General features: G+C 71.0%; 8 protein-coding genes. 5 read left to right on the top strand and 3 right to left on the bottom strand.

Annotated elements, in window-relative coordinates:
- Both ABDW61_RS21290 and argF read left to right on the top strand, forming a co-directional pair.
- Positions 1–1093 (top strand): aspartate aminotransferase family protein (locus ABDW61_RS21290; RefSeq protein ID WP_343641570.1); only part of this gene is annotated, 1093 nt, incomplete at its 5' end.
- The gene (gene argF / locus ABDW61_RS21285; protein WP_343641569.1) at positions 1090–2052 is read left to right on the top strand and encodes an ornithine carbamoyltransferase; all 963 of its coding nucleotides are present in this window, start codon (positions 1090–1092) and stop codon (positions 2050–2052) included. The genes ABDW61_RS21290 and argF, both read left to right, overlap by 4 nt.
- Before the next feature lie 70 nt (positions 2053–2122).
- On the opposite strand, the gene ABDW61_RS21280 is transcribed toward argF, so the two are convergent.
- Positions 2123–2974, bottom strand: a complete 852-nt coding sequence (locus ABDW61_RS21280; RefSeq protein ID WP_343641568.1) for a transporter substrate-binding domain-containing protein — start codon at positions 2972–2974, stop codon at positions 2123–2125.
- Between the two features lie 294 nt (positions 2975–3268).
- Here ABDW61_RS21280 and ABDW61_RS21275 point away from each other — a divergent pair, with 294 nt between their 5' ends.
- The 3 genes from ABDW61_RS21275 to ABDW61_RS21265 all read left to right on the top strand — a co-directional run bounded on the left by ABDW61_RS21275 (position 3269) and on the right by ABDW61_RS21265 (position 6029).
- On the top strand, positions 3269–4027 hold the full coding sequence (locus tag ABDW61_RS21275) for a metallophosphoesterase family protein (protein WP_343641567.1): 759 nt from the start codon (positions 3269–3271) through the stop codon (positions 4025–4027).
- A 4-nt stretch (positions 4028–4031) separates the two neighbouring features.
- A complete protein-coding gene (locus ABDW61_RS21270; protein ID WP_343641565.1) occupies positions 4032–5549 on the top strand; it encodes a bifunctional serine/threonine-protein kinase/universal stress protein in 1518 nt (505 codons plus the stop codon).
- A 135-nt stretch (positions 5550–5684) separates the two neighbouring features.
- Complete coding sequence (locus ABDW61_RS21265) at positions 5685–6029, top strand: YkgJ family cysteine cluster protein (RefSeq protein ID WP_343641563.1); 345 nt, start codon at positions 5685–5687, stop codon at positions 6027–6029.
- 6 nt (positions 6030–6035) lie between these two features.
- On the opposite strand, the gene ABDW61_RS21260 is transcribed toward ABDW61_RS21265, so the two are convergent.
- Both ABDW61_RS21260 and ABDW61_RS21255 read right to left on the bottom strand, forming a co-directional pair.
- The gene (locus ABDW61_RS21260) at positions 6036–7289 is read right to left on the bottom strand and encodes a hypothetical protein (RefSeq protein ID WP_343641561.1); all 1254 of its coding nucleotides are present in this window, start codon (positions 7287–7289) and stop codon (positions 6036–6038) included.
- 123 nt (positions 7290–7412) lie between these two features.
- Positions 7413–10217, bottom strand: coding sequence for an alpha-1,6-glucosidase domain-containing protein (locus ABDW61_RS21255; RefSeq protein ID WP_343641559.1), 2805 nt, complete (start codon positions 10215–10217; stop codon positions 7413–7415).
- Positions 10218–10303: the final 86 nt, after the last annotated feature.

The following is a 10303-nucleotide window of genomic DNA, read 5'->3' as shown; positions in this document are numbered from 1 at the left end:
GGACGGCCTGGGCGGGATCGCCGTCAACACGCTCGGACACAACCATCCGAGGCTGGTGGCGGCGCTGCGGGACCAGGTGGGCAAGCTGATCCACACCAGCAACTACTACCACGTCCCGCTGCAGGAGACGCTGGCGGCCAGGCTTTGCGCGCTGTCGGGCCTGACCAACGTGTTCTTCTGCAATTCCGGCCTGGAGGCGAACGAGGCGGCGCTGAAGATCGCCCGCAAGTTCGGCCATGACCGCGGCAACGACAACCCCGAGGTGATCGTCTTCGAGAAGGCCTTCCACGGCCGCTCGATCGCGACGCTGTCGGCCACCGGCAACCCGAAGGTGCAGGCCGGCTTCGGTCCGCTGGTGCCGGGCTTCGTCCGCGTCCCGCTGAACGACATCGGCGCGCTGCGCAAGGCGATCGCCGAGCATCCGGGCGTGACGGCCATCTTCCTGGAGACCATCCAGGGCGAGGGCGGCATCAATCCGGCGCGCATCGACTTCCTGAAGGACCTGCGCAAGCTGTGCGACGAGCACGACCTGCTGCTGATGCTGGACGAGGTGCAATGCGGCATCGGCCGCACCGGCAAGTGGTTCGCGCACCAGTGGGCCGGCATCGTGCCGGACGTGATGCCGCTGGCCAAGGGCCTGGGCTCGGGCGTGCCGATCGGCGCGGTGGTGTGCGGCGACCGGGCCGCCAAGGTCTTCGGACCGGGCAACCATGGCACCACCTTCGGCGGCAACCCGCTCGCGATGCGCGCGGGCGTCGAGACGCTGGCCGTGATGGAAGAGGACGGCCTGCTGGCCAATGCGGCGACCGTCGGCGCCGAGTTGAAGGCGGCGATCGAGCACGGCCTGGCCGGCGTGGCCGGTGTCGTGGAGGTGCGCGGCCAGGGCCTGATGCTGGGCATTGAGCTGGACCGTCCGTGCGGCGTGCTGCTGACGCAGGCGATGGACGCGGGGCTGCTGCTGAGCGTGACGGCCGACAAGGTCATCCGCCTGGTCCCGCCGCTGATCCTCACCAGCGCCGAGGCCGCCGAGATCGCCGCGCGCCTGGTGCCGCTGGTGAAGGCCTTCCTGGCGCAACCGGCGTCCGCGCCATGAAGCCGGGGAACTCGCTGATGCGTCACTATCTGCAGTTCAAGGACCTGCGCGCCGAGGAGTACGCCCATCTGTTCGAGCGGGCGTCGATCATCAAGCGGCGCTTCAAGAACTACGAGAAGTACCAGCCGCTGCAGGACCGCACGCTGGCGATGATCTTCGAGAAGGCGTCGACGCGCACGCGGGTGAGCTTCGAGGCGGGCATGTACCAGATGGGCGGCTCGGTGGTGCACCTGACCACCGGCGACAGCCAGCTGGGCCGGGCTGAGCCGATCGAGGACAGCGCGCGCGTGATCAGCCGCATGGTGGACATCGTGATGATCCGCACCTACGAGCAGACCAAGCTGGAGCGCTTCGCGGCGCACTCGCGGGTGCCGGTGATCAACGGGTTGACCAACGAGTACCACCCCTGCCAGATCCTGGCGGACCTGTTCACCTTCATCGAGCAGCGCGGCATGGACCGGCGCGGCGCGATCGACATGGACTGTCTGAAGGGGCGCGTGGTGGCCTGGGTCGGTGATGGCAACAACATGGCCAACACCTGGTTGCAGGCGGCGGAGATCCTGGGCTTCACGGTGCACGTCAGCACGCCGAGCGGCTACGAGATCGACCCGGCGGTCGCCGGCGTGAAGGACACCGGCTGCTACAAGGTCTTCAAGGATCCGAAGGAGGCCTGCCGCGGTGCGGACCTGGTGACGACGGACGTCTGGACCAGCATGGGCTACGAGGCCGAGAACGAGGCGCGTCGCGCGGCATTCGCGGACTGGTGCGTCGACGCGGCCATGATGTCGGTGGCCAAGCCCGATGCGCTGTTCATGCACTGCCTGCCGGCGCACCGCGGCGAGGAGGTCACGGCCGACGTGATCGACGGACCGCAGTCGGTGGTCTGGGACGAGGCCGAGAACCGCATGCACGTGCAGAAGGCGTTGATGGAGTACCTGCTGCTGGGGCGCATCGGCTGAGCGCCCTGCCCCGCGCTTGAGACGACAAGGCCCGCTCGATGCGGGCCTTTTTTCGTGCGCGATGCCAGCGCTACTTCCCCCCTGCGATCGCCTTCAGCCCTTCTTCATACGAGCCGGCCGGGTAATGCTTCTGCACGGCCTTCCACACGGCACCGGAGCGCGTGTTGCGCTCGATCGCATCGCCCAGCACTTCGCGATCCCTGGCCGGCAGCTGCCGCGACAGATAGATCCCGCTGTCAGTCCAGCCCAGCTCCACGAGCGCCTCCAGCCGCAGCCGATCCAGCAGCGGCCGCGTCTTCGAGTCCTGCAGCAGCGTCCCGGCCAGGATCGACGGCGCCATCAGCGTCACGTCCGCCAGGTTGCGATCCAGCGCGCGCACCACCGCCGCCGGGTCGGCCTCCACCACCAGCCGGCGCTGCGCCTTCAGCTGCCTGAGCAGTTGCTGATACGGCTCGCCGTAGTCGAAGCCGCGCACCACCGCCACGCGCAGCTCGCGGCGCTCGGCCAGCTCGGCCAGGCTCTCCACCGGCTCGCGGTCCCCGCCCAGCGAGATCAGCATCGCCCGCGCCTTCATCAGCGGCACGAACTCCCCATGCGGGTCGCGCTGCGGCGTGCGCGTCGCGGGCGCCAGCAGATCCCCGCCGCCGCTGGCGAACATCGCCTCCACGCGCGCGCGGGGCACGACCACGAACTCGAACTGGCAACCCGTCTCCGCCGACACCCGGCGCAGCACGTCCGGATACACACCGCTGACCTCTCCGCCCGAGACGACGACGCTCATCCCGATCGGCGCCACCGGCACCCGGATCGGCCGCGAGCACTCCGCCCGCGCCGCCGCTGCCGCCAGCGCCGCCACGGCCAGGCAACAGCCCGCCCGCCAGCGCACGCGCCGGCCCTTCCACCCGCGTTCCAAGGTCGTCATCTGATGTGCTCCCGTGCACAGGACCGCCACGGCAGCGGGCTCCGCCCGCCGTCATCCGCGCCCCTGTCGCCGGCCAGATTAGCAAAGGCAACCCCGGCCACAACGCGTGAAACCCGCGCCCGCCGCCATTCATCGCCCATCCAAAGGGGGATCGCCCCTCCGGTTCGGGGGAGTCCCCTGAATGGGATTACGCTCCAATGGGTAGACGTCGCGCCGCCATCGCGTCTTTCGCTCTCCACCTTCGTATTCCCACGAAGCCTGGCGTCAGCCACGCGTGGCATGCTTGCCGATCACATGAAAACCGCTCTGATCTCCGACCTGCACGCCAACCGGCAGGCCTTCGAGGCCGTCCTCGGCCATGCCCGGCAGCAAGGCGTCGCGCACTTCGCGCTGCTGGGGGACTACGTCGGCTACGGCAGCGACCCGGGCTGGGTGGTCGACCAGGTGCGGGCGCTGCGGGCCGACGGCGCGATCGCGGTCGCCGGCAACCATGACCTGGGCGTCACCCAGGGCCCGCGCCCGACGATGAACGAGGACGCCCGCGCCGCCATCGCCTGGACCCGCTCGCGCCTGAGCGACGACCAGCTCGCCTTCCTGTCGTCGCTGCCGATGTCCGAGGAAGAGGACGACTGCCTCTACGTCCACGCCAACGCCTTCGACCCGGCCGGCTTCGCCTACGTGCAAGGGCGGCTGGAGGCGATGCGCAGCCTGCACGCGACCGAGTGCCGCTACACCTTCTGTGGCCACATGCACGAGCCGATGCTCTATCACCTGTCGGGCACCGGCAAGGCGGGCGATTTCAAGCCGCAGCCCGGCGTGCCGATCCCGCTGCTGCCCAACCGGCAGTGGCTGGTCATCCCGGGCGCCTGCGGCCAGCCGCGCGACGGCAATCCGGCCGCGGCCTACGCGCTGTTCGACCACGACAGCGAGGAACTGACCTTCCAGCGCGTCCCCTACGATGTCGAGGCCGCCGCCGCCGGACTGCGCGCCGCCCCGGGGCTGCCCGCCGGACTGGCGGACCGCCTGGCGCACCGCCTCGTCGCCGGCCGCTGAATCGATGAACGACGCCGCCCCAGCCTCCGCCACGCCCTCCCCGACCCCGATCACCGCGGCGCTGCAGCCCGGCCAGGTGCTGGACGGCTTCGTGCTCGAGGCACGGCTGCACCAGGGCGGCATGGCCAACCTCTGGCAGGTGCGGCGCGAGACGCCGGTCCCCGGCGAGGACTTCCCGCTGATCATGAAGGTCCCCCGCATCAAGGGCGGCGAGGACCCGGCCACCATCGTCGGCTTCGAGGTCGAGCAGATGCTGATGCCGGCGCTCAAGGGGCCGCATGTGCCGCGTTTCGTCGCGCGCGGCGACTGGCGCCGTCAGGCCTACATCGTGATGGAGCGCATCGAGGGCGACAGCCTGCGCCCGCGCCTGGACCAGGCGCCGCTGCCGCTGGTGGAGGTCGTGGAGATCGGCATCCAGGTCGCGCACGCGCTGACCGACCTGCACCGCCAGCACCTCGTGCACCTGGACATCAAGCCCAGCAACATCCTGCTGCGCCCCGACGGCAGCGTGGTGCTGGTGGACTTCGGCCTGTCGCGCCACGACTTCCTGCCCGACCTGCTGGAGGAGGAGTTCTCGCTGCCGATGGGCACCGGCCCCTACATGTCGCCCGAGCAGGTCCAGTTCGTCCGCAACGACCCGCGCAGCGACCTGTTCGCCCTGGGCGTGATGCTCTACCACCTGTCCACGGGCGAGCGCCCGTTCGGGCAGCCGGTATCGGTGCGGCAACTGCGGCGGCGTCTCTACGTCGAGCCGATCCCGCCGCGCGCGATCCGGCCCGAGCTGCCGCCCTGGTTCCAGGAGATCGTGCTGCACTGCCTGGAGGTGCGCGCCGAGCGCCGCTACCAGAGCGCCGCCCAGCTCGCGCTGGACCTGCAGCGGCCCGACGCGGTGCCGCTGACGGCCCGCGCGCACAAGCTGCAGCGCAGCGGCCTGGTGCGGCGCTTCAAGCGCTGGTTCCTGGCGCTGGGCGAGGAACCGGACGCGCCGGCCTCCGTGGGCGCGCAGCTCGCGCGCAGCCCGGTGATCATGGCCGCCGTCGACGTGCAGGGCGCCACGCCGGCCCTGCTCGAGGAACTGCGCGAGGTCGTGCGGCGCCTGATGCAGACCGAGCCCGGCGCGCGCCTGGCCTGCGTCGGCGTGATGAAGACCAACCGCATCGGCATGGACGAACTCACCGACGCGCAGGGCCGCAGCCATCACGTGCAGCAGTTGATCGCGCTGAAGAACTGGGCCCATCCGATGACGCGCGAACTCGCGCTCGAGGATGGCCGGCTGACCTTCCACGTGCTGGAGGCGCCCGACGCCGCCGACGCGCTGGTGGAGTTCGCCGGCAAGACCGGCGTCGATCACGTGGTGATGGGTGCGCGCGCCAGCTCGCTGATGCGGCGCTACCTGGGCAGCGTGTCGGCGCAGGTCGTGACCCAGTGCGCCTGCACCGTCACCGTGGTGCGCGAGCCCGCGCAGCCCGATGCGCCGCCTTCGGACGACGATGCGCTGATCAGCCCCTCGGCCTCGAACTGAGGCGTGCCCAAGCCTCTGCGCGCCGCCTTCCCTACCCTTCCACTCCCCCTTTCGTTCGCCCTCCCATTCCCCCTTTCGTTCGCCCCGTCGTTCGCCCTTAAGTGCGCCCATTCATTTCCGATCGCATTCCCTGACATGTCCGCCCTCGCCGACAACCCCTGCACGCGCTGCGGTGCCTGCTGCGCGAGCTTTCGCGTCGACTTCTCGCGCCACGAACTGCTGAGCGAAGGCGGTACGGTGCCGGACGGCCTCGCGGTCGAGGTGACGGACTCGACTTGCCGGATGCGCGGCACCGATCACGCGCGGCCGCGCTGCGCGGCGTTGCAGGGGAAGATCGGCGAGCGCGCCGGCTGCGGCATCTACGAATGGCGCCCGTCGCCGTGCCGGGAATTCGGCATGCGCGCGCCACTTGGCCTCGGCGACGAGGCCTGCACACGCGCCCGCGCCCGCCACGGGCTGCCGCCGCTCGATCCGGTCTGAGCCGCGTCAGCGCATGATGGTCGGCGCCTTGGACATCTTCGCCCGCAGGCTGTCGAGCTTGGCCGCGTAGAGCTGGCGCTGGCGCACGGTGATGCTGTACTCCTCGGCCTTGCCGAGCTCGTCGCGCACGACGTCCCACTTGCCCAGGCCGACGTTGGCCAGCGCCATCCAGAAATGGAACTCGTGGTAATAAGCCGAACGGTCGATCTCCTTGGCGAAGAGGTCACGCGCCTTGGCGTACTCGCCGGCCTTCATCGCGGCCAGACCGAGGTCGAAGAACTTGAACGGCGGATAGGGCTGGAGCTCCGCCAGCTTCGTCTCGAGCAGTTGCGCCTCGGCCAGCCGGCCCTGGAAGCGCAGCGACTGCGCCAGGTTGGACATCGCCTGGAGGTTGGACGGCTCGCGCTGCAGCACGGCGCGGAACACGCCTTCGGCGATCACGGTGTCGCCATGGCGGCGGTAGATCACGCCCAGCGTGTTGAGCGCCGTCAGCAGCCGCGGGTCATGCAGCCAGGCCGCGCGGGCCCACCAGTAGGCGCGGGCCAGCTGGCCCTGCGACATCAGCTCGGCCGCGCGGTTGTTGAGGTACATCGCGACGATGGTGCGCTCCTCCAGCGGCATCGCGCGCTGACGCCCGATCTCGGCGCCGGGCAGGAAGTCCACGATCAGCGTCGGCTCGTCGCTGCCCAGCACGCGGAACTCGGTCTTGCGCCGGCCCAGCGCGATGTTGACGTGGTTGGACACTACCTGCAGGTCGCCCACACGGCTCCATTGCTCCTCGTCATAGATCTGGCGGAAGGCCACCGGCAGGTCCAGCTCGCGCGCGAAGGCGGCCGTCATCATCGCCAGCGACAGGCAGTTGCCGGCCTTGGCCTCGAAGGCCTCGGCGGCGGTGCGGGTGGTTTCGGCGTCGTACTCGAGCTGCAGTTCGCCGCGCGTGTACAGCGCATCGAGCAGCGCGTGGCGCATGTCGCGCGCGTCCATCGTCAGCGTCGTGTGGGCGCCGGCATTCGGGATCCGGCTGCGCAGGAACTCGCGCATCTTCGGCGTCATCGCGATGACCTGGCCGGGGTCGATGACGTCGGTGGAGGGCGGGAACAGCGCGTCGTGGATCAGCGGGGCGGTGTCGATGGCGGGGCCGGTGTCGCCCGCCGTGGTCGCGCAACCCGTCATCAGCGCGCCCGCCAGCAGGGCCGCGCCCAGCAGCAGCGGCGCCCTCAGCGTCTGGAGCCCCTTCAGGACCGGAATCGTCGTTCCCATGACCATCTCCAACACGGCCTCTGACGGGACCGCTGAGCCGCCATGCTAGTCCTGCCGCGCGCGATGCGCACGCGCGTGCGACGGAGCGGGTCTTCCCGGGCGCGAACGCCGTCACGCGGCGGCTCAGCGCCGCTCGACGACGAACACCGCCACGCTGCGCGCCGGCACCTGGAAACGGCCGGTGGCCGGGTCAGCGACAGCGCCCGCCCTCACCCGCTGGTCGGCCGCGGACGAGGCGCGCTGGACCGGATGCAGCCGCCAGGCGAAGCCGGCTTCCGACGGCACGGTCGGCGCCACCGCTTCGGCGCTGGCGTTGACGACGTAGAGCAGCCGGTCGAAGACCGCATCGGCTCGGCCCCGGCCGTCGATGCGGCCGACGATCACCCCCGGCTGCTGGCCCGGGCCCGTGTTGTGGAAGACCAGGCGCTGCAGGATCTCGGCGGGATCGGCCAGGCGCAGCAGCGGCGTGCTGGCGCGGATGCGCAGCTGGTCGAGGAACACGCGGCGCGTCCAGTCGATCTGCGCCGGACGCGGCTTGATCGCCGGATCGGCGAGCAGCGGGCGAAGCACCGCATCATCCGCGCCGCCGTCGCCCGACGGTGGCAGCCCGGCGCCGAAGCCGTTGTCGCGGCCCGACCAGTCCAGCCGGTTGAACGCGTCGCCCGAGTCATAGCTGTTGCGGTCCATCGATTTCGAACGCAGCAGTTCCCCGCCGGCATGGAAATAGGCGACGCCCTGGCTCAATGCGTTGATGCCGAGCGCCACCGCCTGCGTGCGGGCCCGGTCCTCGGCGGCGGTCGCGCGCGGCAGCTTCAGCACGAGCGCGTCGAAGAGCGTCTGGTTGTCGTGGTTCTCGACGTAGTTCACGACTTCGGCCGGCACCGACGCATAGCCGGCCGGCTGATCCCCATAGGCGAACTGCCCGCCCGCGATGCGGCGCCCGTCCGCGGTGTCGAGCGGGTAGTCGCGCAAGGTGCCGGCCATCGCGAGCTTGAGCAGATCGCCCTGGCGCAGCAGTTCCTCGCGGCGCGCCAAGCTGCCCTCGCCGTCCGCCGGGACCGGCACGACGAAGCCGGGCCGGCGCATCGATGCCGCCGCGTCATCGCCGGCCGCGCCGCCGCGCACCGCGTCGCGGCCGCGATCGCTGAAGGTGCCGATGCCGGTCCCGTTGAGCGACCGCTGCGAGGCCTGCACGAAGCGCGCGCCGTTCGCGACCTCGCCGAAGTTCCAGCCCTCACCGATCAATTGCACCTCGCGGCCGAGCTCGCGCTTGAGCCGCGCCTGCAGCTGCTCCATCACCGCGCGCGGCTGATGGCCCATCAGGTCGAAGCGGAAGGACGCGATCTTGTACTCGCGCGCCCACAGCAGCACCGAGTCGATGAGCAGCTTGCCCATCATCCGGTGCTCGGTCGCGGTGTTGTCGCAGCAGGTCGACTGTTCGACGCGGCCCGTCGCGTCCAGCCGGTGGTAGTAGCCCGGGACGATGCGGTCGAGCACCGATGGCGATCGCTGGCCCGAGGCGCTCGTGTGGTTGTAGACGACATCCATGCCCACGCGCAGCCCGGCCGCGTGCAAGCCCATCACCATCGAGCGCAGTTCGCGCACGCGCACGGCGCCGTCGTTCGCGTCGGTGGCATAGCTGCCCTCGGGAGCGCTGTAGTGATACGGGTCGTAGCCCCAGTTGAAGCAGTCCCCGGCGGCTGCGCGCCGCGAGGCCTCCTGGCCCCGGCTCACGCGGAGCTCACTGGGCGGCGGGCCGTGCGCCACGCACCCCCGCTCTGGCACCGAGGCGAAATCGAAGATGGGCAGCAGGTGCACGTCGGTCAGCCCGGCGCGCGCGAGTTCGTGCAGATGCCGCATGCCCAGCGAGCCGCGCTGCGTGAAGGCCAGGTACTTGCCGCGCAGCGCCTTGGGAACGCCCTCGTCGTCGCGCGAGAAGTCGCGCACGTGCAGCTCGTAGATCACCATGTCGGTGGGCGTCTTCACGCGATCGGGAATGCGGCTCGCGGCCCAGCCGGCCGGCTGGAGCCGCGCTTCGCCGAGATCGGCCACGTAGCTGCGCGCCGAGTCCGCCGAGAGGCTCACCGAATACGGGTCGGTCACGAGGTTGCGCACCCGGCCCAGGCCGGGCACGAACACCTCGACGAGGTAGCGGTAGTACGCGCCGCCGCGCACGCCGGCGGCCTCGGTGGACCAGATGCCGGTGCTGTCGTCGCGCCTGAGCGGCAGGCGCGCGCGAGCAGCGCTGTCCGGGCCGCCGTAGACGCAGAGCTCGACGCGATCCGCCGTCGGCGCCCACAGCTTGAAGCCCGCGCCCGCGCGCGTGAGCGAGACGCCGAGCGCCGGTTCGTTCCCGGCGGCGGCGAACAGTTCGTCCAGCGCGAGCGCGTTCTGCGCAGGACTCCAGCGCAGCGCGCGCCCCCTTGCATCCTCGATGACCACGAGCGTCTGGCCGCGGTGCATCGCGGCCAGATCGCCGGCCCGGCCCGGCTCCGGCAACGCCAGCTCGGCGCCATCGCCCAGATAGGCGCTGCGAGCCGCGAGCTCTCCGGTCAGCGGCTGCGCCGACGGCAGCAGCGTGACGCTGCGATCGGCGCCGGTGATGCGGTCATCGCCCAGCCCCAACGCGCCCGCCGCCGAGTGATGCAAGCGCACGGCCTGCCCCGGGGCCAGCGTCACGCCCGGCCAGCGCAGGCGCCGCGCATCGAGCCAGACCGGCTGCGGCGCCGGCTGAGCCGCCGCCAGCGCCGAAGATGGCGCGGCGAGGAGCGTTGCCGGCCCGCCCTGACATGCCGCGAGCGAGGCCTCGGCCGCCGCCCGCGCCGGGAGCGCGGTCAAGGCGGGAAGGGCCACGGCGGCCATCAGGGGCCCGAAGCGAAGCAGGCGAAGCAGCCGAAGCAGTCGGAACAGGCGGGCGAGCGCGGCCATCGAGTCTCCATCGACACGTTGTTTTGCGGTGGCGCCGGGCTGAGCTTCAATCCTTCGCCATGGATTTGATAGTAGCAAAACTACAC

Source organism: Roseateles sp. (assembly GCF_039595595.1).
Classification (GTDB): domain Bacteria; phylum Pseudomonadota; class Gammaproteobacteria; order Burkholderiales; family Burkholderiaceae_C; genus Roseateles.
The sequence above is the reverse complement of the archived record's forward strand: the minus strand, read 5'-3'. Positions and strand labels throughout refer to the sequence as shown.

Excerpts from the sequence above, each read along its gene's own strand:
- argF (WP_343641569.1), top strand. The coding sequence starts at position 1,090 with ATGAAGCCGGGGAACTCGCTGATGCGTCACTATCTGCAGTTCAAGGAC.
- ABDW61_RS21280 (WP_343641568.1), bottom strand. The coding sequence starts at position 2,974 with ATGACGACCTTGGAACGCGGGTGGAAGGGCCGGCGCGTGCGCTGGCGG.
- ABDW61_RS21275 (WP_343641567.1), top strand. The coding sequence starts at position 3,269 with ATGAAAACCGCTCTGATCTCCGACCTGCACGCCAACCGGCAGGCCTTC.
- ABDW61_RS21270 (WP_343641565.1), top strand. The coding sequence starts at position 4,032 with ATGAACGACGCCGCCCCAGCCTCCGCCACGCCCTCCCCGACCCCGATC.
- ABDW61_RS21265 (WP_343641563.1), top strand. The coding sequence starts at position 5,685 with ATGTCCGCCCTCGCCGACAACCCCTGCACGCGCTGCGGTGCCTGCTGC.
- ABDW61_RS21260 (WP_343641561.1), bottom strand. The coding sequence starts at position 7,289 with ATGGGAACGACGATTCCGGTCCTGAAGGGGCTCCAGACGCTGAGGGCG.
- ABDW61_RS21255 (WP_343641559.1), bottom strand. The coding sequence starts at position 10,217 with ATGGCCGCGCTCGCCCGCCTGTTCCGACTGCTTCGGCTGCTTCGCCTG.